This window comes from Janibacter alkaliphilus (genome assembly GCF_013408565.1).
GTDB lineage: Bacteria > Actinomycetota > Actinomycetes > Actinomycetales > Dermatophilaceae > Janibacter > Janibacter alkaliphilus.
Window position 1 is genome coordinate 2,089,968 of the sequence record NZ_JACBZX010000001.1, and the last position, 25,730, is coordinate 2,115,697.

23 protein-coding genes are annotated in these 25,730 nt (G+C 73.2%); 15 read left to right on the top strand and 8 right to left on the bottom strand.

From position 1 onward, the window contains the following. The first annotated feature begins 6 nt into the window (after positions 1-6). The 4 genes from BJY28_RS10145 to BJY28_RS10155 all read left to right on the top strand — a co-directional run bounded on the left by BJY28_RS10145 (position 7) and on the right by BJY28_RS10155 (position 4,824). Positions 7-1,362 carry an NAD-dependent succinate-semialdehyde dehydrogenase gene (locus tag BJY28_RS10145; protein ID WP_179462905.1) on the top strand — a complete coding sequence of 452 codons (1,356 nt, stop codon included), beginning with the start codon at positions 7-9 and terminating at the stop codon, positions 1,360-1,362. 202 nt (positions 1,363-1,564) lie between these two features. Beyond that, on the top strand, positions 1,565-2,791 hold the full coding sequence (gene rlmN / locus BJY28_RS16285; protein WP_246313383.1) for a 23S rRNA (adenine(2503)-C(2))-methyltransferase RlmN: 1,227 nt from the start codon (positions 1,565-1,567) through the stop codon (positions 2,789-2,791). Next, entirely contained in the window at positions 2,788-3,666 is an 879-nt protein-coding gene (gene purU / locus BJY28_RS10150) for a formyltetrahydrofolate deformylase (RefSeq protein ID WP_343037052.1), read from the top strand. Before rlmN ends, purU begins: the two co-directional genes overlap by 4 nt. Before the next feature lie 132 nt (positions 3,667-3,798). After that, a complete protein-coding gene (locus BJY28_RS10155) occupies positions 3,799-4,824 on the top strand; it encodes an ornithine cyclodeaminase (protein ID WP_179462907.1) in 1,026 nt (341 codons plus the stop codon). A gap of 65 nt (positions 4,825-4,889) precedes the next feature. On the opposite strand, the gene BJY28_RS10160 is transcribed toward BJY28_RS10155, so the two are convergent. The 6 genes from BJY28_RS10160 to BJY28_RS10185 all read right to left on the bottom strand — a co-directional run bounded on the left by BJY28_RS10160 (position 4,890) and on the right by BJY28_RS10185 (position 11,560). Beyond that, entirely contained in the window at positions 4,890-6,047 is a 1,158-nt protein-coding gene (locus BJY28_RS10160) for an LOG family protein (RefSeq protein WP_179462908.1), read from the bottom strand. Positions 6,048-6,425: 378 nt separating this feature from the next. Next, positions 6,426-7,007, bottom strand: a complete 582-nt coding sequence (locus tag BJY28_RS10165) for a dihydrofolate reductase family protein (protein WP_179462909.1) — start codon at positions 7,005-7,007, stop codon at positions 6,426-6,428. 88 nt (positions 7,008-7,095) lie between these two features. Further along, a complete protein-coding gene (locus tag BJY28_RS10170) occupies positions 7,096-8,088 on the bottom strand; it encodes an NAD-dependent epimerase/dehydratase family protein (protein ID WP_179462910.1) in 993 nt (330 codons plus the stop codon). Positions 8,089-8,201: 113 nt separating this feature from the next. Continuing rightward, positions 8,202-9,620, bottom strand: a complete 1,419-nt coding sequence (locus tag BJY28_RS10175; RefSeq protein WP_246313384.1) for an NAD(P)/FAD-dependent oxidoreductase — start codon at positions 9,618-9,620, stop codon at positions 8,202-8,204. 51 nt (positions 9,621-9,671) lie between these two features. Continuing rightward, positions 9,672-11,087 carry an aspartate aminotransferase family protein gene (locus tag BJY28_RS10180; RefSeq protein WP_179462911.1) on the bottom strand — a complete coding sequence of 472 codons (1,416 nt, stop codon included), beginning with the start codon at positions 11,085-11,087 and terminating at the stop codon, positions 9,672-9,674. After that, entirely contained in the window at positions 11,084-11,560 is a 477-nt protein-coding gene (locus tag BJY28_RS10185) for an Lrp/AsnC family transcriptional regulator (protein ID WP_179462912.1), read from the bottom strand. The genes BJY28_RS10180 and BJY28_RS10185 overlap by 4 nt, the downstream gene beginning before the upstream one ends. Positions 11,561-11,756: 196 nt before the next feature. On the opposite strand from BJY28_RS10185, the gene BJY28_RS10190 reads away from it, so the two are divergent. The 10 genes from BJY28_RS10190 to BJY28_RS10235 are packed head-to-tail and all read left to right on the top strand — an operon-like array spanning position 11,757 to position 23,256. Next, positions 11,757-13,208: an aminobutyraldehyde dehydrogenase gene (locus tag BJY28_RS10190; RefSeq protein ID WP_179462913.1), complete on the top strand. Its 1,452-nt coding sequence runs from the start codon at positions 11,757-11,759 to the stop codon at positions 13,206-13,208. A 57-nt stretch (positions 13,209-13,265) separates the two neighbouring features. Continuing rightward, positions 13,266-14,516, top strand: a complete 1,251-nt coding sequence (locus BJY28_RS10195) for an ABC transporter substrate-binding protein (protein WP_179462914.1) — start codon at positions 13,266-13,268, stop codon at positions 14,514-14,516. Further along, positions 14,516-15,676 (top strand): ABC transporter ATP-binding protein, encoded by a 1,161-nt coding sequence (locus BJY28_RS10200; RefSeq protein ID WP_179462915.1) that lies wholly within the window; start codon positions 14,516-14,518, stop codon positions 15,674-15,676. Before BJY28_RS10195 ends, BJY28_RS10200 begins: the two co-directional genes overlap by 1 nt. Then, entirely contained in the window at positions 15,673-16,623 is a 951-nt protein-coding gene (locus BJY28_RS10205; RefSeq protein WP_343037053.1) for an ABC transporter permease, read from the top strand. The genes BJY28_RS10200 and BJY28_RS10205 overlap by 4 nt, the downstream gene beginning before the upstream one ends. A 1-nt stretch (position 16,624) precedes the next feature. Then, a complete protein-coding gene (locus BJY28_RS10210; RefSeq protein WP_179462916.1) occupies positions 16,625-17,440 on the top strand; it encodes an ABC transporter permease in 816 nt (271 codons plus the stop codon). Positions 17,441-17,458: 18 nt separating this feature from the next. After that, the gene (locus BJY28_RS10215; protein ID WP_179462917.1) at positions 17,459-18,781 is read left to right on the top strand and encodes a saccharopine dehydrogenase family protein; all 1,323 of its coding nucleotides are present in this window, start codon (positions 17,459-17,461) and stop codon (positions 18,779-18,781) included. Next, on the top strand, positions 18,778-19,659 hold the full coding sequence (locus BJY28_RS10220) for a nitrilase-related carbon-nitrogen hydrolase (protein ID WP_179462918.1): 882 nt from the start codon (positions 18,778-18,780) through the stop codon (positions 19,657-19,659). Before BJY28_RS10215 ends, BJY28_RS10220 begins: the two co-directional genes overlap by 4 nt. Beyond that, the gene (locus tag BJY28_RS10225; protein ID WP_246313385.1) at positions 19,659-21,365 is read left to right on the top strand and encodes an amidohydrolase; all 1,707 of its coding nucleotides are present in this window, start codon (positions 19,659-19,661) and stop codon (positions 21,363-21,365) included. The genes BJY28_RS10220 and BJY28_RS10225 overlap by 1 nt, the downstream gene beginning before the upstream one ends. After that, positions 21,362-22,732, top strand: coding sequence for an APC family permease (locus BJY28_RS10230; RefSeq protein ID WP_343037054.1), 1,371 nt, complete (start codon positions 21,362-21,364; stop codon positions 22,730-22,732). The genes BJY28_RS10225 and BJY28_RS10230 overlap by 4 nt, the downstream gene beginning before the upstream one ends. 14 nt (positions 22,733-22,746) lie before the next feature. Then, positions 22,747-23,256, top strand: coding sequence for a hypothetical protein (locus tag BJY28_RS10235; RefSeq protein WP_179462919.1), 510 nt, complete (start codon positions 22,747-22,749; stop codon positions 23,254-23,256). Here the strand turns inward: BJY28_RS10235 and BJY28_RS10240 are convergent. Together BJY28_RS10240 and BJY28_RS10245 are read right to left on the bottom strand one after the other, a co-directional pair. Next, a complete protein-coding gene (locus BJY28_RS10240; protein ID WP_179462920.1) occupies positions 23,201-24,394 on the bottom strand; it encodes an MFS transporter in 1,194 nt (397 codons plus the stop codon). The genes BJY28_RS10235 and BJY28_RS10240 overlap by 56 nt on opposite strands. Beyond that, entirely contained in the window at positions 24,391-25,209 is an 819-nt protein-coding gene (locus BJY28_RS10245) for an alpha/beta fold hydrolase (RefSeq protein WP_179462921.1), read from the bottom strand. Before BJY28_RS10245 ends, BJY28_RS10240 begins: the two co-directional genes overlap by 4 nt. A gap of 22 nt (positions 25,210-25,231) precedes the next feature. Here BJY28_RS10245 and BJY28_RS10250 point away from each other — a divergent pair, with 22 nt between their 5' ends. Then, positions 25,232-25,603, top strand: coding sequence for a MerR family transcriptional regulator (locus BJY28_RS10250; protein ID WP_218875285.1), 372 nt, complete (start codon positions 25,232-25,234; stop codon positions 25,601-25,603). Positions 25,604-25,730 lie beyond the last annotated feature (127 nt).

Consider the following 25,730-nt stretch of genomic DNA (forward strand, 5'->3'; position numbering starts at 1 on the left):
GCCGCCATGACCGGTTCTGCAGGTGCCCCCTTCCGCAGCATCGACCCGGCCACCGGCCAGGTGCACGAGGAGCTGCCCTTCGCCACCAGCGAGGAGGTCGCGGCCGCGCTGGGCGCCGCCGACGCGGCCTACCGGTCCTGGCGGGAGGTCGACCTCGCCGAGCGCTGCGCGCTGCTGGCCCGCTGCGGCGAGATCTTCACCGAGCGCACCGACGAACTGGCCGCGGTGGTCACCGAGGAGATGGGCAAGCCGCAGCGGGAGGCCGCCGGCGAGCTCGCCCTCGTCTCGGCGATCTTCGCCCACTACGCCGAGCAGGCCCCGGCGATGCTCGCCGACGAGGAGATCAGCCCGGCCAGCGGCGGCCGCGCGGTGGTGCAGAAGCGCCCCGTCGGGGTGGTCCTGGGGATCATGCCGTGGAACTTCCCGCACTACCAGATCGCCCGGCTGGTCGCCCCCAGCCTGGCGCTGGGCAACACCGTGCTGCTCAAGCCCGCCCCGAGCTGCCCGCGCTCGGCCCGGCTCTTCGCCGAGGTGCTGCAGCAGGCCGGCGTCCCCGAGGGCGTCTACCAGAACCTGCTGCTGGGCACCGACCAGGTCGAAGGGGTCATCGCCGACCCGCGGGTGCAGGGCGTCTCGCTCACCGGCAGCGAGCGGGCCGGCGCGGCGGTCGCCGAGATCGCCGGGCGGCACCTGAAGAAGGTCGTCCTCGAGCTCGGCGGGTCCGACCCCTTCGTCGTGCTGGACACCGAGGACGTCGCCCGCACCGCCAAGCTGGCCTTCGGCGCCCGGACGATGAACATGGGCCAGGCCTGCAACGCGCCGAAGCGGATGATCGTCCCCGAGTCCATCCACGACGACTTCGTCGCCGCGCTGCTCGACGTCGCCGCCGACCGGGGCACCGCGGCGCCGCTGTCCTCGGCCGAGGCCGCCGACGAGGTGGCCCGGCAGATCCGGGTCGCCGGGGAGCAGGGCGCCACGGTGCACGTCGGCGGGGAGCGCAGCGAGCAGGGCGCCTTCGTGACCCCCGCGGTGATCACCGGGGTGACCCCGCAGATGGACATCTACCGCGAGGAGGTCTTCGGGCCGGCCGCGGTGGTCTACCAGGTGCCCGACGAGGCGGCCGCGGTGGAGCTGGCCAACGACACCCCCTTCGGCCTCGGCGCGGCGGTCTTCTCCGGCGACCCGGACCGGGCCCGGGCGGTGGCCGAGCAGATCGACGCCGGCATGGTCTTCGTCAACCAGCCCGAGGGCAGCCAGGCCGACCTGCCCTTCGGCGGGATCAAGCGCAGCGGCTTCGGCCGGGAGCTGGGGCGGCTGGGGATCACCGAGTTCGCCAACCAGCGCCTCATCCGGATGCCCTGAGCCCGACCCGCCAACCCCCATAGCGCGCACTACCCGCACCCCCAAGCGCACGACCCGCAGCCCCAAGAGCGCGACCCGCACCCCAAGAGCGCGAGCTACCACGCAGTAAGTGCTGTGATCACGACACTTACTGCGTGGTAGCCGGTGGGGTAGGTCGCGCGAGGTGGCGGGGTGGGCTGCGGTTGCTGAGATGATGGGCGGGATGAGCACCGACCTGCCCACCCCGACCAGTCGCCCGGCGCCCGGCGCGCTGACGATGACCGCACCCCGCCGGGGGAAGCCGCCGCAGCACCTCGCCGACCTCGACCTCGCCGGACGCAAGCAGGCGGCGAAGGAGGCGGGCCTGCCCGGCTTCCGCGCCGCCCAGCTCTCCACGCACTACTTCGAGCACCACACCAGCGACCCGGAGCGGATGACCGACCTGCCGAAGGCGGGCCGCGAGGAGCTCGTCGCGGCGCTCCTGCCGACGCTGCTCACCCCGGTGCGCACGATCAGCGCCGACGACGGTGCCACCCTGAAGTCGGTGTGGCGGCTGCACGACGGCTCGCTCGTGGAGTCGGTGCTCATGCGCTACCCGCGGCGCGCGACGATCTGCATCTCCAGCCAGGCCGGCTGCGGGATGAACTGTCCCTTCTGCGCCACCGGCCAGGAGGGGCTGACCCGGAACATGTCCACCGCCGAGATCGTCGGCCAGGTCGTCGAGGCCAACCGGATGCTCGCCGAGCAGGACCTGCCTGCGGTCGCCGACGACGGCACCGCCGGGCTCGGCGAGGAGAGCGACCAGGACGAGCCGGGGGAGCAGCCCGAGCCGCGGACGGCCGCCGGTGCCCGGCGGGTGAGCAACGTCGTCTTCATGGGCATGGGCGAGGCGCTGGCCAACTACAAGGCCGCCATCGGTGCGATCCGTCGGATGGTCGACCCGGCCCCGGAGGGGCTGGGGATGAGTGCCCGCGGGATCACCATGTCCTCGGTCGGCCTGGTCCCGGGCATCGACAAGCTCACCGCCGAAGGGATCCCGGTCACCCTGGCGCTCTCGCTGCACGCCCCGGACGACGAGCTGCGCGACGAGCTGGTGCCGATCAACACCCGCTGGTCGGTGGACGAGGCGATCGACGCCGCCTACCGCTACTTCCAGGCCACCGGGCGGCGGGTGAGCATCGAGTACGCGCTCATCAAGGACATGAACGACCAGTCCTGGCGGGCCGACCTGCTCGCCGAGAAGCTGCTCGCCCGCGGCCGCGGATGGGTGCACGTCAACCCGATCCCGCTCAACCCCACGCCCGGCTCGATCTGGACCGCCTCCCGGCCCGGGGTGGAGCAGCAGTTCGTCGAGCGGCTGCGCGCGGCCGGCATCCCGACCACCGTGCGGGACACCCGCGGCAGCGACATCGACGGCGCCTGCGGTCAGCTCGCGGCGGCCACCGCGTGAGCCCCGCCTCGCCGCCCGCCGCCGGGCGGGAGCTGGTCGTCACGCTCAGCTGCCCCGACCGGGTCGGCATCGTGCACACCGTCACCGGCGCCCTGCTGGCCCTCGACCTGACGATCGTGGACAGCCAGCAGTTCGGCGACCCCAGCACCGGGGAGTTCCACCTGCGGATGCACGTGCGCAGCCAGGACGGACCGGTCAGCGCCGACGGGCAGGAGGGGCTGCGGGCCCGGCTCGCCGACACCCTGGACGCCGACGTCGCGGTGCACGACCTGGCCGTCCCGCACCGGCTCCTGGTGATGGTCAGCCGGCAGGGGCACTGCCTCAACGACCTGCTCTTCCGGGTCCGTACCGGCCAGCTCAACGTGCAGGTGACCGCCATCGTCGGCAACCACACCGATCTCGAGCCGGACGCCCGCTGGCACGACATCCCCTTCCACCACGTCCCGGTGACCCCGCAGACGAAGCCGGAGGCCGAGGCCCGGCTCCGCGAGATCGTCGCCGCCACCGGCACCGAGACCATCGCCCTGGCCCGGTACATGCAGATCCTCAGCCCGCAGGTGTGCGCCGAGATGCCCGGCCGGATCCTCAACATCCACCACTCGCTGCTGCCCTCCTTCAAGGGCGCCAGCCCGTACCGGCAGGCGCACGACCGCGGGGTGAAGGTGATCGGGGCGACCGCCCACTACGTCACCGCCGACCTCGACGAGGGCCCGATCATCGAGCAGGACTTCCGCCGGGTGGACCACCGGATGACCCCCGAGGAGCTTGCCACCACCGGTCAGGAGCTGGAGGCGATGGCCTTCTCCCGGGCGGTGCGCTGGCACGTCGAGCGGCGGGTGGTGCTGCGCGGGCGGCGCACCATCGTCTTCGACTGACCGGCCGACCCGACCCGCCACGCCCGACCCGCCGCGTCACGGGGTGGCTGCGACCGGACGCACGGCGCTCGGCATGATGGGTGCGGACGCACCGACCGCGCACGAGCAGCTCGACGCCCGAGAGGAGCACCCATGACGACCTTCGTCGGAGTCGCCGACATGGCCGCCTGGACCCGTGAACGAGGACCCGAGCGGATCATCGGGGAGATGGCCCGCAGCATGGTGGGCGTCTTCGCCCGCTGGCCCAGCTTCGACCTCGTCCCGAGGATCGCCAGCCACACCCCGATCGGGGTGATCGAGCTGATGCCGACGAGCGACGGCAGCCACTACGCCTTCAAGTACGTCAACGGCCACCCCTCCAACCCGGCCCGGGGCTACCAGACGGTGACCGCCTTCGGCGCGCTCGCCGACGTCGACAACGGCTACCCGGTGCTGCTGGCCGAGATGACCCTGCTCACCGCGCTGCGCACCGCGGCCACCTCGGCGATGGCCAGCCAGCAGCTGGCCCGGCTGGACTCACGGCGGATGGCGCTCATCGGCGCCGGCAGCCAGGCGGAGTTCCAGGCGCTCGGGCACCGCGCCTCGCTGGGCATCGACGAGGTCGCGGTGTGGGACGTCGACCCGGCCGCGATGGCCAAGGCCGAGTGCAACCTCCGCGCCCTCGGCTTCGACGTGCGGGTCGCCACCAGCGCCGAGGACGCGGTCCGCGGCGCCGACGTCGTCACCACGTGCACCGCGGACAAGGCCTTCGCCACCGTGCTCTTCGACGACTGGATCACCCCGGGCATGCACATCAACGCCATCGGCGGTGACTGCCCGGGCAAGACCGAGCTGGAGCCGGCCATCCTCGGCCGGGGACCGGTCTTCGTCGAGCACACCCCGCAGTCGCGGATCGAGGGGGAGATCCAGCACCAGGGCGAGGACTTCCCGGTGACCGAGCTGTGGCGGGTCGTCACCGGGGACGCCACCGGCCGGGAGAGCCAGGAGCAGGTGACGATCTTCGACTCGGTGGGCTTCGCCGTCGAGGACTTCTGCGCGCTGCGCTACCTCAACAGCACCGTGCGCGGCTCCGGGCACTGCATAGAGATCGACCTCGTCGCCGAGCCCGAGGACCCCAAGGACCTCTTCGGGCTCGTCGGGGCGCCGGTCCCGGTCTGACGCCTCGCCCGGGTCCGACGCCGGTCCGAGACCGGGTCCGGGGCTGAGACCGTGCCCGGACCGGCTCAGCCGGTGACGATCTCGGCGGCCTCGGCCACGTCGTCGACGAGGTGCAGCGCGTCGCCGACGGACCGGTCCTCGGCCAGCGCGCGCAACGCCGGCCACACCGGGAGGGTGTGCTGCCAGTGCTGGGTGCCGACGAGCACCAGCGGCGGGACGACGGCCCCCGGCTCGGCGTAGTACAGCGGGGTCAGCGCCTGGAAGATCTCCTGCACGGTGCCGGCGGCGCCCGGCAGCACGACCAGCCCGGCGTCGCACCGGGAGAGCAGGGTGTCCTCGCGCAGCGCGTTGGAGAAGTACTTGGCGATGCCGCCGCAGAAGACGTTGGGCGGCTCGTGGCCGTAGAACCAGGTCGGGACCCCGATGCTGCGGGCGGTGGTCGTGCCGTCCCGCATGCGCTCCTCGCGCAGGTGGGCGCGGACCGTCATGGCCGCGCGCGCCCACGCCTCGATCGACGGGCGGAAGGAGGGGACCGTCGCGAGCTCGGCCAGCGCCGCCGCCAGCCGGTCGTCGTCCCCGACGTAGGCGCCGAGGTTGGCGGCCTCCATCGCGCCGGGTCCGCCGCCGGTGAGCACCACCTGGCCCGCGGCGGCGACCTCGTGGCCCAGGCGGGCCGCGGCCGCGTAGCCGTCGGTGCCGCGCTGCAGGGCGTGCCCGCCCATGACCCCGACGACGTGCCGACCGGCGAGCTGCTCGGTCAGGGCGTCGGTGATCGCGTCGTCGTGCACCGCCCGCAGCAGGGTGGCGAAGACGTCGCGGTGCTGGGCGCTCTCCTGGTCCCAGGCGTAGGCCCGGGCGTCCGGGGTGCTCGGGTAGCCCTCGTCCAGCCCGTCGTAGAGCTCGTCGGCGAGATAGAGCGTGGAGCGGTAGGGGTTGATCGGGGCGCCCGGGTCGGTGGGGAAGAGCAGGGCGCCCTGGGCGCGGAGGTGGGCCGCCAGCCGGTCGCTGACCTGCCCGCCGAGGACGACCAGACCGGTGAGCTCGGTCCGGGTCAGCAGCAGCTCCTCGTAGGGGTGCAGGTCGAGATCCTGGATGCGTACCCCGCGCAGCGGCCGTCGATCGGCCAGCACGGTCCGCAGCTCGGCCGGTGTGCTGACCTCCCGCGCCGCCGGGTGCGGCCGTGTCTCGTCCCCGCTCAGCCACGCCAGCTCGCTCTCGCTCATGCCGCGAGCCTGGCACACCCTCTTCGTCCCACCCGCCACCCCTTTATCGGGTTACCCGATAAAGGCTCGGTCACCCCAGGAGGCTTCTCGGGTGAAGGAGAGGTTCTCGCAGATGGGCGGTGAGAGGCGGCGAAGGGTGGGGTGAGGCGCGACGAAGGGGGAGGCACGGCCTTCCCCGTGCCCCCGAACGCGAGCTGCGGCGTCGTCGCGTGGGGTGAGGCGCGACGAAGGGAGTGGTGCGGCCTCCCCCCTTCGCCGCCGATCTCGCTCGCGGTGTCGGCTCGTGAGTGAGCACATCCGGTCGCCTCGCGCCGACCCGAGGCGACCGGATGCGCTCACTCAGCGTCGCCGCACCGGTCTCCGGAAGTCAGGTGGCGATCAGGCGACGTCGACCGGGCGCGCCCGGTAGGTCAGCAGCACGACCCCACCGGGCAGCGTCTCGCTCCCGGCGAGCTCGAGCGGGCGCGGCGCGTAGCCGAGCCGGGCGAGCGGGATGCCGTCACCGAGCAGCACCGGGTTGAGCTTGACCTGGATCTCGTCGATCTCCTCGACGAGCTGACCGGCGAGGTCCGCCCCGCCGCACAGCCACACGTCCCCGTCGCCCCCAGCCTTCAGCCGCCGCACGTGGCCGGCCACGTCCCCCTCGACCCTGGTCACGGTCGGGTCGTCCGGCAGCTCGCCGTGGGTGACGACGTGCTGCTCCAGGTGCGGGTAGGCGCTGGTCAGCCCGGCGTCCAGGGCCGGCTGGTGGGTCCGGGCACCCATGACGACCGCGGCGAAGCGCCGCGGCGCCCCGCTCACCCCGAGCGCATCGCGCAGGTGCGCCGGGCACGTCTCCGGGTAGCGGGCGAAGAGGTCGCCCACCGTCTCCGGATCCACCGGGAAGCCGTCGGTCTGCCCGTCCGGACCGGCGATGAACCCGTCCAGCGAGGCAGCGACGTAGTAGACGAGGTCGGCCATGACGCCCATCCCACCTCGTGCCGCGCCCGACGTCCACCGGATATCACCCTCGGGGTCGTCCCGGCCGTGGGTGCCCCGTGCCGGCCCGTCAGCGCACACCGCGGGCGTCGAGCACCTCGCGCAGCTGCCGCTCCTGCGCGTCGGTGAGCCCGCAGGCCCGCGGCGCGTCACGCCCCTCCTCCCATGCGAGAGTGCGCTCCAGGGTGTGCTCCAGCGGGCGGGTGACCAGCCCGTCGCGGCGGGCCCGCCGCGAGGTCTTCGTCATGAAGCCGCGCCAGTCCGGGTCCGGGATCCACAGCGGCAGCGACGGGGTACCCATGAACGGCTCGACCCCGGCGTCGGCGAGCACCTCCGCGGGCACGGGACGGGCGACCGCGCTGCTGCCGGCGACCCGCCGCGCGGCGTCGAGGACGGTGGCCAGGTCGGTGGTCGGACCGGTCGCGTCGTACGTCCCGTCGAGCCGCTGCTGCGCGGCCGTGACGATCCAGCCGGCGAGGTCGTCGACGTCGATGACGGCCACCGGGAAGGTGGGGTCGGGCGGGACGAGCACGTCGTCGCCGGTGGGGTGGGCGAAGCGCCACGGGTAGTAGCCGACCCGACCGGTCACGTCGCCGGGTCCGCCGATGAGGCCGGCGCGGACGACGGTCGCGGTCGACCGCCCTTCGCGGACCGCCTCCTCGCAGGCCACCTTCGCCGAGCCGTAGGCCAGCCCGTCGGCGTCGGGAGGCAGCACGTCGCCGGTCGAGGCCGGCAGCAGCGGGGCGTCCTCGGACGTCCCGGGCGTCGCGTGGTCGGCGTAGACGTTGCCGGTGGAGACGAAGACCCGGTGTGCCGTGTCCAGCTCGCGCACCGCGGCCCGCACCTGGCCCGGCTGCCGGGAGACGTCCACGACCGCGTCCCAGCGGTGATCGCTCACCGCGGCCAGGCTGTCGGTGTCGCGGTCCAGCCGGACCAGGGTGGCTCCGGGGGCGATCGGGGCGGAGCCACGGGACGCGCAGGTGACCTGGTGGCCCTGGGCGAGCGCGGCCGCGGCGACGGCCCGGCCGAGGAAGGCGGTGCCGCCGAGGATGAGCAGGTCCATGCGGTCAGCCAAGCAGCGTCGCGCCAGGGGGTCGAGCGATTCCGCCGCCAGCAGATCGAGCGGGCTCGTGGCTGGCCGGTGCCTCGCGATGTCGGCGGTCGGGTGGGTGGCCCCTAGTGACCGGTGAGCCGGTCGACCACCTGGCCGGCCAGCGACGGCCGCCCGGTGAGGCGCTCCTCGTGGTCGGCGAGGGTGGCCACGCCCAGGCCGGAGTTGATGCCGAGCCAGCGCAGCGGCTCGCGCTCCCAGTCGGGGGATCGGTGCCCGACCCAGGGCAGCCCGGTGCGGCGGGTCTGCTGGCCGGTGATGAGCTCGGCCAGGGTGCGCCCGGCCAGGTGGGTGGCGGCCACCCCGTCGCCGACGTAGCCGCCGGCAGACCCGACCCGACCCTCGGGGTCCCAGGTGACGCTGGGGTGCCAGTCCCGCGGCACCCCGAGCGGTCCGCCCCAGGCGTGGCTGAAGTCGAGCTCGACCTGGGGCAGCAGCCGCCGCAGGTAGGTGCGCAGGGCGGTGAAGACCCGCTCGTCGGTGTCGAAGCCCGGGTCGATCCGCGACCCCAGGTGATAGGGGGCGCCGCGCCCGCCGAAGGCGATCCGGTCGTCGACGGTGCGCTGCCCGTAGACCACGAGGTAGCCGTGGTCGGTGAAGACCTCCCGCTCGGCCAGACCGACGGCGCTCCACTGCTGCGGGGTGAGCGGCTCGGTGGCCACCATGAGCGAGTACACCGGCGCGACCCGGTGCCGCAGCCGGGGGAGAGTCGCGGTCCACGCCTCGGTGGCCCGCACCACGGCGTCCGCGGACAGCGCCCGGCCGTCGGCGAGCCGGATCAGATGGCCCTCGCCCCCAGCCCCAGCACCAGCACGCCGCACGTCGGCGACCCGGGCCTGTTCGACGACGGTCCCGCCGAGCCGGCGCACCGCGGCGGCCAGCCCGTCCACCAGAGCCCTCGGGTGGATCCGGGCGCAGGCCGGGTCGAAGGTGGCGCCGCGCACCGGCCGGCCCGGGGTGTCGGCGGCCGCCAGCCGCTCCCGCGTCTGCTCCCGGTCCAGCCAGCGTGCCGATCCGCCCCACCGCCGGTTCGCCTCGACACCCGCCCGAGCCCGCGCCGCCTGGGCATCACCGCGGGCGACCGCCAGGGTGCCGCCGCGGACGAAGCCCGCGTCGATCCCTTCGTGCACGCAGACCTGGCCCACCTCGTCGACGGTCTCGACGAGAGCGTCGAGCATCGCCCGGGCGGAGGCGGCCCCGTGCCGGGCGGCCAGGGCGTCGCCGCCGACCGGGAAGAGGGCGCTGACCCAGCCACCGTTGCGCCCGCTGGCGCCGAAGCCGACGTGCTCGGCCTCGAGCACCACCACATGGATGTCCGGTCGCTGCCGCAGCAGGTAGTAGGCGGCCCACAGCCCGGTGAAGCCGCCGCCGACCACCGCGACATCGGCCCGCTCAGGCAGCTCGACGACGTCGGCGAGTTCAGTGGCCTCGGCCGGGTCCGTCGGGGACGCCACGCGCGGCTCCCACCACAGCGGCATGGTCATGGATCGGCCCTCCGGGCGCGGGTCGGCGAAGCTGCTGCGGTGGGCGGCCGGTCAGACGAGCTCGGCGCCCTTGGCGAGCACCGAGCGCAGCCGCTGCTCGATGTCGTCGAACTCCGGCTGCCCGATGGTCAGCGGCGGCGCCAGCTGGATGACCGGGTCGCCGCGGTCGTCGGCGCGGCAGTAGATGCCGGCCTCGAAGAGCGCCTTGGACAGGTAGCCGCGCAGCAGCCGCTCCGACTCCTCCTCGTCGAAGGTCTCCCGCGTCGCCTTGTCCTTGACCAGCTCGATCCCGTAGAAGTACCCCTCGCCGCGCACGTCGCCGACGATCGGCAGGTCGAGCAGTCGCTCCAGGGTCGCCCGGAAGGCGGGGGCGTTCTCCTTGACGTGGTCGTTGAGGCCCTCCCGGTCGAAGATGTCCAGGTTGGCCATCGCCACCGCCGCCGAGACCGGGTGCCCGCCGAAGGTGTAGCCGTGCTGGAAGGCGGTGGTGCCGTGCTTGAAGGGCTCGAAGAGCCGGTCGCTGGCGATCATCGCGCCGATCGGGGAGTAGCCGGAGGTCATCCCCTTCGCGCAGGTGATGATGTCCGGGGTGTAGCCGAGGTCGGTGCAGGCGAACATCGACCCGATCCGGCCGAAGGCGCAGATCACCTCGTCGGAGACGAGCAGCACGTCGTACTCGTCGCAGATCTCCCGGACCCGCTCGAAGTAGCCGGGCGGCGGCGGGAAGCAGCCGCCGGCGTTCTGCACCGGCTCGAGGAAGACCGCAGCCACGGTGTCCGGGCCCTCGAACTCGATCGCCTCGGCGATCCGGTCGGCGGCGTACCGGCCGAAGGCCTTGGGGTCGTCGCGCAGCTCCTCGCTGGCCCGGTAGATGTTGGTGTTGGGCACCTTGTGCGCGCCCGGGACGAGCGGCTCGAAGGCCTCCTTCAGCGGCGGCAGCCCGGTGATCGACAGCGCGCCCTGCGGGGTGCCGTGGTAGGCGATGGCGCGCGAGATGACCTTGTGCTTGGTCGGCTTGCCGACGAGCTTGTAGTACTGCTTGGCCAGCTTCCACGCCGACTCCACGGCCTCGCCGCCGCCGGTGGTGAAGAAGACCCGGTTGAGGTCGCCCGGGGCGCCCTGGGCCAGCCGCTCGGCGAGGTTGATCGCGCTCGGGTGGGCGTAGGACCAGATCGGGAAGAAGGCGAGCTGCTCGGCCTGCTTGGCCGCGGCCTCGGCGAGCTCGGTCCGGCCGTGCCCGACCTGGACGACGAAGAGGCCGGAGAGGCCGTCGATGTACTCCTTGCCGGCGGCGTCGTAGACGTGGTGGCCCTGGCCGCGGACGATCACCGGGACCTGGCCGCCGTCCTCGTAGACCGACTGCCGGGTGAAGTGCATCCACAGGTGGTCGCGGGCGGCGTCCTGGTGGCTCGTGCCCAGCGGCGTGGTGCCGGTGGTGGTGGTCTCGGGCTGCGTGCTGCTGGTCATCTCGTTCCCCAGTTGTAGTGCTGCTTGTTGAGCTTCAGGTAGACGAAGGTCTCGGTGGAGCGCACCCCGGGCAGGGTGCGGATGCGGTCGCTGAGCAGGGCGAGGAGCTGGTCGTCGTCCTCGCAGACCACCTCGGCGAGCAGGTCGAAGCTGCCGGCGGTGGTGACCACGTAGTCGACCTCGGGCAGCGCGGCGAGCGCATCGCCGACCGGGCCGAGGTCGCCGTCGGCGTTGATCCCGATCATCGCCTGACGGGTGAAGCCCACCTGCAGCGGATCGGTGACGGCGACGATCTGCACCACCCCGGCGTCGAGCAGCCGCTGCACCCGCTGGCGCACGGCCGCCTCGGACAGCCCGACGGAGCGGCCGATCGTCGCGTAGGAGCGGCGGCCGTCCTCCTGGAGGTGCTCGATGATCTGCTTGCTGACCTCGTCGAGGCGCACCGGATCGGTGGACGCGGTCGTGGGGGCCATGTCGTCATGGTGTCGCCAGGTGAGCGGGAGCGCAACCCGTCGACGACGGAAACCGTGGCGAAACAGAGATTTAACGGCGGATTTCGTCGGTATTCCGTCGGAGGGGTGTGCATATGCGAAGACGGCCACTATCGTGCACGTCACACCAGCGATACCCCGCCGCGCACCGGCGGGCGACCCCGAGGAGCGATCCGACGTGGCCGAGTCCACCCCCCGCCAGCTGCGCAACGTCATCGGTGGCGAGCGCGTCGACGCCGCCAGCGGCGAGACCACCGACATCGTCGACCCGTCCACCGGGCAGGTGGTGGCCACCGCCCCGGTCAGCTCCCAGGAGGACGTCGACCGCGCCTACGCCTCGGCGCAGGAGGCCTTCGCGACCTGGGGCCGGGTGACGCCGGGGGAGCGGCAGACCGCGCTGCTGCGCTTCGCCGACGCCCTGGAAGCCCGCGGGCAGGAGCTCATCGAGCTCGAGGCGAGCAACACCGGCAAGCCGCACCACCTCGTCGCCTCCGAGGAGGTGCCGGTGATGTGCGACCAGATCCGGTTCTTCGCCGGCGCCGCCCGGGTGCTCGAGGGACGCGCCTCGGCGGAGTACATGGCCGGGCACACCAGCTGGATCCGGCGCGAGCCGATCGGTGTCGTCGGCCAGGTGACCCCGTGGAACTACCCGATGATGATGGCCGTCTGGAAGATCGCCCCGGCCCTGGCCGCCGGCAACTCGATCGTCCTCAAGCCCAGCGACACCACCCCCGAGACCACGCTGCTCATGGCCGAGATCGCCAGCGAGTTCTTCCCGCCGGGAACCTTCAACGTCGTCACCGGGGACCGGGGCACCGGGCGGATGGTCGTCGAGCACGCCACCCCCGAGCTGGTGGCGATCACCGGCTCGGTGCGCGCCGGTGTCGACGTGGCCACCTCGGCCGCCCGTGAGCTCAAGCGCACCCACCTCGAGCTCGGCGGCAAGGCGCCGGTGGTCGTCTTCGACGACGCCGACCTCGAGGCGCTGGCCGAGGGGATCGGCACGGCCGCCTACTTCAACGCCGGTCAGGACTGCACCGCGGCCACCCGGGTGCTCGCCGCGCCGGGGATCCACGACGACGTCGTCGCCGCGCTGGCCGAGTTCGCCCGGACCGAGGCGAAGGTGGGCGCGCCCACCGACGACGAGGCGCTGCTGGGCCCGGTGAACAACCGCGACCAGCTGGCCAAGGTGTCCGGCTTCATCGACCGTCTGCCCGACCATGCCGACCTGGTCACCGGCGGCACCCGGATGAGCGAGATGGGCGAGGGCTTCTACCTCAGCCCGGCGGTCGTCTCCGGGCTCCGCCAGGACGACGAGGCGGTGCAGAACGAGATCTTCGGGCCGGTCATCACCGTGCAGCGCTTCACCGACGAGGACCAGGCGGTGGCCTGGGCCAACGGGGTCGAGTACGGCCTCGCCTCCTCGGTGTGGACCAGCGACTTCGGTCGGGCGATGCGGATGAGCACCCGGCTCGACTTCGGCTGCGTCTGGATCAACTGCCACATCCCGCTGGTGGCCGAGATGCCGCACGGCGGGTTCAAGAAGTCCGGTCACGGCAAGGACCTGTCGATGTACGGCTTCGAGGACTACACCCGGATCAAGCACGTCATGGCCAACATCGAGGTCTGACGCACCCCCTCCCACCCTCCGACCCCGCGGGGTCCCGTCCTGGAAGACCGACCGCCGATGACCCCCGTCCGGCCCCCGGCCGACCCCACCACCGCTGCCCTCGTGCGGGCCGCGCGGGCCAGCCAGCGCTCCCGCCCGACCCGACGCTCGATGCTCACCGGCGGCCTGCTCGGCGGCGCCGGGCTGGCCCTGGCCGGCTGCGCCCCGCCGGAGCCGCCGACCGCAGGGGCCGCCGCCGCGGCCGCGGACCTGCCGACGGACGTCTCCGAGCGGGAGCAGATCGTCCGCTGGGCGAACTGGACCTCGTACATGGACATGGACGACGCCGGCCGGCGCTACCCGACGCTGCAGGCCTACGAGCGCGAGTCCGGCATCGACGTCTCCTACACCGAGGACATCGACGACAACGACAGCTACTTCAACAAGATCGCCCCGCAGCTGCGCGCCGGCCAGGACATCAGCCGGGACATCTTCACCTTCACCGACTGGATGGCCAACCGGATCATCCGCGAGGGCCTGTGCCAGCCGCTGGAGCTCATCCGGATGCCCAACGCGAGCAACCTGCTGGAGTCGCTGCAGGACGTCTCCTTCGACCCGGGCCGGCAGTACTCGCTGACCTGGCAGACCGGCTTCGCCGGGATCGGCTACCACAAGGGGAAGGTGGGCCGGGAGCTGAAGACCATCGAGGACCTGTGGGCCGAGGACCTCAAGGGCAAGATCTCGGTGCTCAGCGAGTTCCGCGACACCCTCGGCTGCATCATGCTCAGCCAGGGCGTCGACATCGACTCCGACTTCACCCAGGACCAGTTCCAGGCCGCGGTCGACGAGATCGACTCCCGGGTGGCCGACGGCTACATCCGCCGGATCAAGGGCAACAGCTACCTCAACGACCTCAAGAGCGGCAACGCGGTGGCCGGGATCGTCTGGTCCGGCGACCTCTTCGTGCTGCGTGCCGAGACCGAGGACGAGGACTGGGAGTTCGTCATCCCGGAGAGCGGCGGCACGATCTGGAGCGACAACATGATGGTGCCGATCACCAGCACGCACCGGCGCAACGCGCAGGACATCATGAACCACTACTACGACCCGGCGGTGGCCGCCGAGGTCGCCGCCTGGGTCAACTACGTCTGCCCCGTCCAGGGCGCCCAGGAGGAGATGGAGAAGATCGACCCCGAGCTGGCCGAGTCGCCCTTCATCTTCCCCAGCGACAGCTACATCGAGGAGAACAACATCCAGGGCTTCCGGGCGCTCGACCCGGAGGAGGACCGGGAGTACAGCGAGATCTGGGCCAGGACGGTGGGCAACTGATGGGCATCTTCGGCTCGAGCAAGAGCGGCGGCTCGCCCGTCCGCCAGGCCACCGGCGACCTGCGGCTGGACGAGGTCACCAAGACCTTCGGCGACTTCACCGCGGTGGACGACCTCGACCTGCACGTCCCGCGCGGCTCCTTCTTCGCGCTGCTCGGCCCCTCCGGCTGCGGCAAGACGACCACCCTGCGGATGGTCGCCGGGCTGGAGCAGCCGACCTCGGGGCGGGTGCGCATCGGCGAGACAGACCTCACCGGTTCCCGGCCCTACGAGCGCCCGGTGAACACGGTCTTCCAGAGCTACGCACTCTTCCCGCACCTCTCGGTGCGCGACAACGTCGCCTTCGGGCCCAAGCGGCGCGGCGAGACCGAGGCGCTCAGCCAGGCCGACGAGGCGCTGGAGCTGGTGCAGATGGGCCACCTCGCCGGCCGCAAGCCCACCCAGCTCTCCGGCGGGCAGCAGCAGCGGGTCGCCCTCGCCCGGGCGCTGGTCAACCGGCCCGAGGTGCTGCTGCTCGACGAGCCGCTGGGCGCGCTGGACCTCAAGCTGCGCCGGCAGATGCAGGTCGAGCTCAAGCGCATCCAGACCGAGGTCGGGCTCACCTTCATCCACGTCACCCACGACCAGGAGGAGGCCATGACGATGGCCGACACGGTCGCGGTGATGAACCACGGGCGGATCGAGCAGATGGACGCCCCGGAGGCGCTCTACGACCTGCCGAGCACCGCCTTCGTCGCCAACTTCGTCGGCCAGTCCAACCTGGTCACCGCCCAGGTCACCGGCCGCGACGGCGAGCACCTCGTCGCCGACGCCGCCGGCACCACGGTGCGGGTGCCGCTGGCCCGGGCCGCGGTCACCGACGGGGAGGTGCTCTTCGGGGTGCGCCCGGAGAAGGTGCGCATCCACGAGCACCGGCCGGAGAGCCTGGGCGACGACGTGCGCGCCCGGGTCGAGGACGTCTCCTTCACCGGCGTGGCCACCCAGTACATCGTCACCGTGGCCTCCGGGAACCGGTGGGCGGTCTACGAGCAGAACCTCGACGTCGACCCGCAGACCGTGCGCCCCGGCGACGAGGTGTGGATCTCCTGGGACCCGGCGCACGCCTTCGTCGTCGCCCCGGACGCCGAGGCCGAGAGCGCCGCCGACGAGGTGGCCTCGTGAGCACCGCCGCCGACGCCGACACCGCTGCGGGCGGATCCGGCGGAGGCCGCCGCAGCAGGACGAAGGGGGACCGCGGCGCCCTGGACGCCCGCGAGCGGCGCCGGTCGTCGCGCACCGCCTACCTGCTGCTGCTGCCCGGCGTCGCCTGGCTGGTCATCTTCTTCGTCGTCCCGGTCGTGCAGCTCTTCACCGTCTCGCTGCAGAGCGACTTCCCCGGCTACCCGGGCTACTACTACCGCGACGTCAACGTCGGCAACTACCTCTCCGCGCTGGCCGAGTTCTGGCCGCACATGCTGCGCTCGCTGCTCTTCGGGGCGCTGGCCACCTTCTTCGCCTTCATCCTCGCCTACCCGCTGGCGTACGCGCTGGCCTTCAAGGCCGGCCGGTGGCGCCCGGTGATGCTCATCTGCGTCATCGCGCCCTTCTTCACCAGCTTCGTGCTGCGCACCATCGCCTGGCGCCAGATCCTCGCCGACGACGGGATCCTCGCCTCCACGCTGCGCACCCTGCACCTGCTGCCCGGGGACCGGATCACCGAGACCTGGGTGGCCGTGGTCGCCGGTCTGACGTACAACTTCCTGCCTTTCATGGTGCTGCCGATCTACGCCTCGCTGGAACGGGCCGACCCGCGGGTCATCGAGGCCGGCAGCGACCTCTACGGCAACGGGCTGACCACCTTCGCCCGGGTCACCCTGCCGATGAGCCTGCCCGGGGTGCTCGCCGGCACCCTGCTGACCTTCATCCCGGCGGCCGGCGACTACGTCAACGCCGAGCTGCTCGGTTCCGACCGCAGCACGAAGATGGTCGGCAACGTCATCGAGAGCCAGTTCTTCCGAGTCCCCGGCGGCTACGACACGGCTGCCGCGCTGAGCTTCACGCTGATGGCGATCATCCTCGCCCTCGTCTTCCTCTACGTCCGCCGCTTCGGCACCGAGGAGCTGGTCTGAGATGCGCCGCCTGACCCGGTGGATCGGGGACCGCTTCGCGATGATCGCGGCCGTCCTCGTCCTGCTCTACCTCTTCCTGCCGGTGCTGTACGTCTTCATCTTCAGCTTCAACGACTACCGGCGGAACAACCTCACCTGGAACTCCGACGCCGGTCCGACGCTGAAGCACTGGGCCAACCCGTGCGGGGCGCCCGGGATCTGCGAGGCGCTCGGCAACAGCCTCAAGGTCGGCCTGCTGGCGACCCTGGTGGCCACCGTGCTGGGCACGATGATCGCCATCGCCCTGGTGCGCTACCGCTTCCGCGGCAAGGGCGCCGGCAACATGCTCGTCTTCGTGCCGATGGCCACCCCGGAGATCGTGCTCGGCGCGAGCCTGCTGACGATCTTCGTCCAGGGCTTCAGCAACGTCGGTCTGCGGCTGGGCTTCTGGACCATCGTCATCGCGCACATCATGTTCTGCCTGAGCTTCGTCGTGGTCACCGTGCGCGCCCGGCTGCAGAGCCTCGACCCGCGCCTGGAGGAGGCCGCGCAGGACCTCTTCGCCGGGCCTGGCGAGACCTTCATGCGGGTGACCCTGCCGCTGATCATGCCCGGTGTCGCCGGCGCCGCCATGCTGGCGTTCAGCTTGAGCTTCGACGACTTCATCATCACGAACTTCGTCAGCGGCGACACCAACACCTTCCCCAAGTTCGTCTACGTCAGCTACCTGCGCGGCATCCCCGCGCAGGCCAACGTCATCGGCTTCTCGCTCTTCGTCATCGCCGTGGTCCTCGTCGTGCTGGGCCAGCGGATCTCGATGGCTCGGGCGAACCCCTGACGCCACGGAAGGAGTGCCATGCGGGTCCTCATGATCGGCGCCGGCGGGGTCGGCGACGCGGCCGCGAAGATCGCCGCCACCCGAGGCTTCGCGCAGCGGTGGGTGGTCGCCGACGCCGACCCGGAGCGGGCGGCGCGGACCGTGGCGGCCGCCGTCGCCCGGGACACCCACGCCGGTGACGAGCCGCGCTTCGTCGCCGCGCAGGTGGACGCCTCGGACGCTGCGGCGGTGACCCGGCTGGCGGTCGAGCACGAGGCGACGCACGTGCTCAACGCCGTCGACCCGCGCTTCGTCATGCCGATCTTCGAGGGGGCGCTGGCCGCCGGGGCGGACTACCTCGACATGGCCATGTCGCTCTCCCGGCCGCACCCCGAGCGGCCCTACGAGCAGGTGGGCGTCAAGCTCGGCGACGAGCAGCTCGCCCGGGCCGGGGCGTGGGAGGCCGCCGGCCGCCTGGCCCTCGTCGGGATCGGTGTCGAGCCGGGCCTGTCCGACGTCTTCGCCCGCTACGCCGCCGACGAGCTCTTCACCGAGATCGACGAGCTCGGCACCCGGGACGGGGCCAACCTCGTCGTCCGCGACGAGGACGGTCAGGAGGTCTTCGCCCCCGGCTTCTCGATGTGGACGATCATCGAGGAGTGCCTCAACCCGCCGGTGGTGTGGGAGCGCGCCCGGGCCGAGGCGGCACCACGGACGAGCGACGGGCAGGTGGACGTCGAGGCGGGCTTCGCCACGCTGCCGCCCTTCGCCGAGCCGGAGGTCTTCGACTTCCCCGAGGGCATCGGCCCGGTCGAGTGCGTGCACGTCGAGCACGAGGAGGTGCTGCTCATGCCGCGCTGGGTGGAGGCGCAGCGGGTCACCTTCAAGTACGGGCTCGGCGAGGAGATGATCGCCATGCTCCGCCAGCTGCACACCCTCGGCCTGGACTCCACCGACCCCGTGACGGTGAAGGGGGTGCAGGTCAGCCCGCGGGACGTCGTCGCCGCCGTGCTGCCGGACCCGGCCACCATCGGCCCGCGGATGAAGGGCAAGACGTGCGCCGGGCTGCTCGTCACCGGGACCGGCACCGACGGTCGGCCGCGCGAGGTGTACCTCTACCACGTCGTCGACAACGCCGACACGATGCGCGAGGCGGACGCCCAGGCGGTGGTCTGGCAGACCGCGATCAACCCGGTGGTCGCGCTCGAGCTGCTCGCCGCCGGCACCTGGGCCGGCACCGGGGTGCGCGGGCCGGAGTCCTTCGACGCGCGCCCCTTCCTCGAGCTGCTCGCCGCCGACGCGCCGCGCGGCTACGGCTCGCCGTGGGGCCTGCAGGAGCGCACCCCGAGCACCACCGCATGACCCGCGGGCACGTCAGGAGCCTGCGGCTCGCGCTGTGGCAGTGCGCCCCGGTGCCCCGGGAGCCGGCGACCAACCTCGACCGGCTCCGCACGGTGGCGGGGCGCGCCGCGGAGCAGGGCGCCCAGGTGCTGCTCACGCCGGAGGCGACGCTCACCGGCTACGACATCGGCGCGCTGGACGACGGGCTCGTCGCCGGTGCCGTGGACCAGGTCGTCGAGGTGGCGCGCGAGACCGGCATCGCGCTCGTCGTCGGGGTGCTGCGCCGGGACGCGCAGGGTGTCTGGCGCAACTCGGCGGTGCTCGCCCTCCCGGGTGACGACCCGGTGGTCTACGACAAGGCCCACCTCTTCGGCGACCTCGACCGGTCCCGGTTCGTCGCGGGGGAGCGCACCCACGGCGCCGCGGTCATCGACGGCGTCCCGGTGGCGACCCTGGTCTGCTACGACGTCGAGCACCCCGAGGCGGTGCGGTCCGCGGTGCTCGACGGCGCCCGGCTGGTGCTCGTGCCCACGGCGAACATGCACCCCTTCGCCGGGGTCAACGACCTGCTCGTCCCGGCCCGCGCCCTGGAGAACGGGGTGCCGGTCGCCTACGCCAACCACTGCGGCCAGGAAGCGGAGACCCGCTACCTCGGCCGCAGCCTCGTCGCCGGGCCGGACGGCGCCGTGCTGGCCCGTGCCGGGGGCGCGCAGGAGGAGCTGCTCGTCGTCGACGTCCCGGTCGCCATCCCCGTCGAGGCCGAGGGCACCCCGGAGCGGGACGCCGCCGACTGGGGCTACCTGCGCGACCGCCGCCCGGAGCTCTACGGGTCGCTGGTGGCCGGTCGCGGCACCGCCGGTCAGGCGACGACGGACCACCGACCGAGCGAGGAGAGATGATGAGCGACCCGGGCCCGATGCTGCTCACCGGACCGGCCTGGTCGGCCTGCACCGGTGACGTCGACGCGCTCGCCGTCGCCGACGGTCGGATCGTCGCCACCGGCGACGCGGCCCGCTCCTGGGCCGAGGAGACCGGTGCCGAGGCGGTCGACGTCGCCGGGCTGCTCGTGCCCGCGCTCGGCGACGGCCACGCCCACCCCCTCTTCGGCGGGCTGGAGGCCGAGGGTCCGCAGGTGCGTCCGTGCACCAGCGTCGCCGAGATCGTCGCCGAGGTGGCCGCCTACGCCGAGGCCCACCCGGAGCTCGCGGTGATCCGCGGCGCCTCCTACGACGGCAGCCTCGTCGACGGCGGCGCCTTCGACGCGCGCTGGCTCGACGAGGCGGTGCCCGACCGGCCGGTCGTGCTGCGGGCCTGGGACTACCACACGGTGTGGGTCAACAGCCGCGCCCTGGAGCTCGCCGGGATTACCGCGCAGACCCCCGACCCGCCGCTGGGCGAGATCGCCCGCCGCGACGACGGCAGCCCGCTGGGCACCCTGCGCGAGTGGGGTGCGGTGGACCTGGTCACCGCCGCCGTCGGGGAGTGGGAGCTCGAGCCGATGGTCCGGGCGATCGAGCGGGCCGGACAGGCCTACGCGGCGCTGGGGATCACCTGGGTGCAGGACGCCTGGGTGACAGAGGTCGAGCTGCCCGCCTGGATCGCCGCCGCCGAGCAGGGTCGGCTGCCGGTGCGCGTCGACCTCGCGCTCTACGCCGACCCGCGCCGCTGGCCGCAGGACCGGGAGCGGCTGCGCGCGATGCGCCAGCAGGTCCGCGACCTGGCGCACCCGCTGCTGCGCGCCGAGACGGTCAAGCTCTTCGCCGACGGGGTCGTCGAGAACGCCACCGCCGCGCTGCTGGAGGACTACGAGACGCTCATCGACGGCCGCCCGCCGAGCGACCACGACGGGTGCGGCTGCCCCGGCGACGGCATGCTCGTCTGGCCCGCCGACCTGCTCGCCGAGGCCGTCGCGGCCGTCGACGCCGACGGCTTCCAGCCGCACATCCACGCCATCGGCGACCGCGCGGTGCGGGTGGCCCTCGACGCGGTCGAGCACGCCGACCGGGTCAACGGGCGCCGCGACCGGCGGGCGGTGATCGCGCACGTCCAGCTCGTCGACGAGGCCGACCGGGCCCGCTTCGCCGAGCTCGGGGTGATCGCCAACGCCGAGCCGCTGTGGGCGCAGCTGGACGACCTCATGACTGTGCTCACCGTGCCCCGGCTGGGGGCGGAGCGGATCGCCCGGCAGTACTGCTTCGCCGACCTCGACGACCGCGGCACCACCCTCAGCGTCGGCTCCGACTGGCCGGTCAGCTCCGCCGACCCCTTCGAGGGCATGGCGGTGGCCTGCTCCCGGCAGACCGAGCAGCGGCACCCGCCCGGCGGCTGGACACCGGAGCAGCGGCTGCCGGTGGAGACCGCGCTGACCGCGGCCACGGCCGGGACTGCCTACCAGTCCTTCCGGGCCGCCGGCTGCCTCGACCCCGGCTGCCAGGTCCACGGCGACGACGGGCCCGGCCCGGTGGCCGACCTCACCGAGCTGACCCTCGACCCGCGCCGGCTGCCCGACCCGCGGGACATCGACCAGGTCCGGGCCCGCCGCACCTGGCTGGCCGGCCGCCTCATCCACGAGAGCAGCACCACCGAGCGAAGGGGAGACCCGTGACCGATCGCACCGATCCCGGACGTGCCGCCGCCGACCTGGCCTCGCCCCAGGGGGTGACCCTCAAGCGAGCGCTCGGGCTGCCGGCGCTGGTCCTCTTCGGACTCGCCTACCTCGTCCCGCTGACCGTCTTCACCACCTACGGCATCGTCACCGAGGAGACCGGCGGGCGGGTGGCGCTGGCCTACTGCGTCACCACGCTGGCGATGGTCTTCACCGCCTTCAGCTACGCCCGGATGGTGCGCGCCTACCCGGTGGCCGGCTCGGCGTACACCTACGCGCAGAAGTCCTTCGGCGGGCACGTCGGCTTCCTCACCGGGTGGTCGCTGATGCTCGACTACCTCTTCCTGCCGATGCTCAACTACCTCGTCATCGGTATCTACCTCGAGGCGCAGTTCCCGGCGGTGCCGCTGTGGGTGTGGGTGCTGCTGGCGATCGCCCTGGTCACCGTGCTCAACGTCGTCGGGATCACGAGCATCGCCCGGGCCAGCTCGATCATCATCGCCGTCCAGGCGGTCTTCATCGTCGTCTTCATCGCCCTGGCGCTGACCGACCTCGGCGGCTCCGGCGAGCTGGTCAACCCCTTCGTCGGGGACGGCTCGGTGACCGGGGTCGGGCCGGTGCTGGCCGGGGCGGCGATCCTCTGCCTGAGCTTCCTCGGCTTCGACGCGGTCTCGACGATGGCCGAGGAGGCCACCGACGCCACCCGGGACATCCCGCGGGCCATCCTGCTCGTCACCGTCGGCGGCGGCGCGATGTTCGTCGTCCTCTCCTCGGTGGCCCAGCTGGCGCTGCCGGCGACGAGCTTCGCCGACCCGGACTCGGCGTCGCTGGACGTCATGGACGCCGTGGCCGGGTCGTGGCTGGGCGACTTCTTCACCGCCGCCTACGTCGCCGGCTGCATCGGCAGCGCGCTCACCTCGCAGGCCTCGGTCACCCGGATCATGTTCGTGATGGGGCGCGACGGGGTGCTGCCCCGGCCGCTGGCCCACCTGGCGGCGCGGTGGCGGACCCCGGTCGTGGCGATCGGACTGGTCTCGGTGGTGTCCCTGCTCGCGACGGTCATCGATCTCGGGCTGCTCGCCTCGGTGGTCAGCTTCGGCGCGCTCATCGCCTTCTCCGCGGTGAACCTCTCGGTGATCAAGCACTACGCGATCGACGAAGGGCGGCGCGGCGGCGCCGACCTCGGGCGCTACCTGCTCATGCCGGGCATCGGCTTCGCCATGTCGGTGTGGCTGTGGACCTCGCTGAGCCAGCAGTCGCTGACCACCGGGCTGATCTGGCTGGCCGTCGGTGTCGTCTACCTCGTGTGGCTGACCCGCGGCTTCCGGCGGCCGCCGCCGGAGATGGACTTCGCCGAGGCGGCGTGAGGCATGGTGGGGGCATGAGGCGTGGAGGGGGCACGATGCGTGGGCGCCGGGGCGGTGCGGGCCGCGTCCGGGCCGGTGCCGCGGTGGCGGCGCTGCTCGTCGTGACCGCGTGCCTGCCAGGGTCGGACGACCCGGACCAGGGGACGACGACGCCCGGCTCGACGACACCAGGGGCATCGACACCGGGCTCGACCACCTCGCCGCAGACAGGGGGAGACCAGCGCGACCCCGCCGGGGACGACCAGTTCGGCGAGGCGTGCACCGGTGAGGGTGCCTACGAGGTGACCCGGCCGGTCTACCTGCCGCTCGAGGGAGCCCCGGAGGTCGACGGTGACCTGCCGCTGGCTGCCCTGGCGGCCACCTCGCTGGAGGGCCCGACGGGCCGCGTCCTCGTCCAGGAGAGGGGCGGTTCTCCCACCGAGGTCGAGGGCGTCGTCGGGCACAGCGCGACGGCCGGGCCGTGGCGGGTCACGATCCGCTCGATCTGCTCCGGGCAGGTGCGCTTCGACCTGACGCTGGCCTGAGGCCCGGGTCCTGCTCGGCCCGCGCGCCCGACCGCGACGCCACCAGCACCACCGGCACCGTCGCCAGGCCGAGCAGCGCTGCGGTCCAGGCACGCTCGCCGCCGACCACCCCACCCAGCCACGTGCCGGCAGCGATCCCCACCTGGTAGGCCACGACGTACGCCCCGGACGCGAGGTCGCCGCCCGGCCCGGTGAGGCGCACCAGGGTGCCCTGCAGCACCACCGGCAGCGCGGCCATCGGCGCACCCCACAACGGGATGGCGGCGGCCGTCGGTAGCGCTCCCGGGACGAGGGTCAGCAGCGGGAGCGTGGTGGCCGCGACGACGACCGTCGCGGGCGCCAGGTTCGGACGTCGGTCCAGCCCGACCGAGGCGACCCGGACACCGACGATCCCGGCGACGCCGAAGGCGGCGAGCAGCCAGGCGTACGTGGTGCCGTCCAGCCCCGCACGCTCGGCGACCAGGCTGAGGAAGGGGTAGACCGTGTAGGCGGCCAGCACCGCCAGCAGGGTGGCGGCGATCGTCGCGATCACCGGCCCGGTCGCGGCTCGGCGGCTGCCCGAGGCACGCTCGGGGTGTCCGGCCGACCGGGGTGACGGGTCGTCGGGCAGCAGCCGGGTCAGGGCCAGCGCGACCGCCGCCGCACCCAGCGCCAGCAGCGCCGGGACGACCCGCCACCCGAGCAGCTGACCAGCCCAGGTGGCCGCGGGGACCCCGAGCACGGTGGCGGCGCTGGTGCCGTAGAAGACCCGCCCGACGGCGCGGCCGACCTGGTCGCGGGACGCACCCTCGGCGGCCACGAGCGGGACCGTCGCCCACACGACGACGTGCGCGACGGCGCTCGCGCCCCGGGCAGCGGCGACGACCTCGAGCGTCGGCGCCACCGCCACGACGACCTGGCTCGCCGACAGCAGCGCCATCGAGGCCACCAGCACCCGCCGCCGGGGCCAGCGCCGCGCCAGCGCCGAGGCAGGCAGGCCGCAGACGGCCGCCACCGCGGCGTACCAGCCGACGAGCGAGGCCACCCGGCCCGGCGGGACGTGCAGGTCCGCGGCCATCTCGGGCAGCAGACCCACCGGCACCAGCTCGGCGACGAGGTAGACGAAGAGAGCGGCGGCGAGGGTGACCGACCGGGTCATCGGTCGTGCTCGTCGAGGAAGCGCGCGACATGGCCCGCCCAGACCGCCACCTCGTCCCCGGCGAAGATGTGCCCGGCGTCCGGCAGCTCGACGTGCCGGGCGCCGGGGACGGCCTGCGCCAGCGCGCGGGTGGAGGAGGGCAGCACGATCCGGTCGGCGCCGGCACCGACGACGAGGGAGGGTTGGCGTACCTGCGCCAGGTCGGCGGCGCTGAGGTCCACCCGCAGGACCAGGTCCATGTGGGTGGCCAGCGCGCGGTGGCGACCGGCGCCGTCCGCGACCGTCGCGGCGACCGCGGCGTCGACGTCGTCGATCCCGGCGAGGGCGCCGGGGCTGCCGCTGCACAGCACGAGCAGCCGGGCCAGGTCCTGCTCCCGGTCGGCGAGGGCGAGGTCCTGGTAGAGCCGGGCGAAGGCGGTGCTCTGCGCGTCCGGCCGGGCGAAGCCGACCGTGAGCACGAGCGCGGTGATCCGCTCCGGGTGGCGCAGCGCGGCGGTGACCGCGACCGCGCTGCCCAGCGAGACCCCGAGCAGCGGGAAGCGGTCGTGCCCCTCGGCGACCGTCGCGGCGACGAGGTCGTCGGCCAGCCGGTCCAGGGTCAGCGGCGTCTGCGGGATCTGACCGTCGACGCCGGGGTAGTCCAGCCCGAGGAGCGTGCGGCCGGGCAGGTGCTCGGCCAGCTCGCCGACGTTCGCCACGATGCCGCCGCCGGCGCCGTGGGCGACAGCCAGCGGCGGACCGTCTCCCAGCCGGACGAGCGGGTGAACGGGCTCGGCAGCAGGGGAAGGGGTGCGGGGCGCGGAATGGATCTCCATGTCGCGGACGCTAGGCACTGACATGGATGTCAAGGTCAAGCCCGAGGCTCCGTTGCTCATCGGCGAGCTCGCGGCCGCCACCGGTGCCTCGCCCCGGTCGCTGCGGCACTACGAGGCGCAGGGGCTCATCGCCTCGACCCGGCAGGGCAACGGGTATCGCACCTTCGACCCGGAGGTCGTCGGCCAGGTGCGGCGGATCCGTCGGCTGCTGGACGCCGGCTTCACGCTGGCCTCCATCGGGGTGCTGCTGCCCTGCCTGGAGGACGACGCCCCGATCGGCATGTGCCCGGCCGTGGCCGAGCAGGTGCGCCGGGCCGTGGGCGAGCTGGACGAGCAGGCGGCCGACCTCGCCCGCCGGCGCCGCGCCATCGAGCGGCTCGTGGGCGCCGGCTGAGGACGACGAGCACCGCAGGCCCGCGCGCCAGTACCGCCCCCCGTACACGAGAACCTCTCGCTCACCCGAGAAGCCTTCTCCAGCGAGCGAGCCTTTATCGGGTAACCCGATAAAGGGGAGGCGGGTG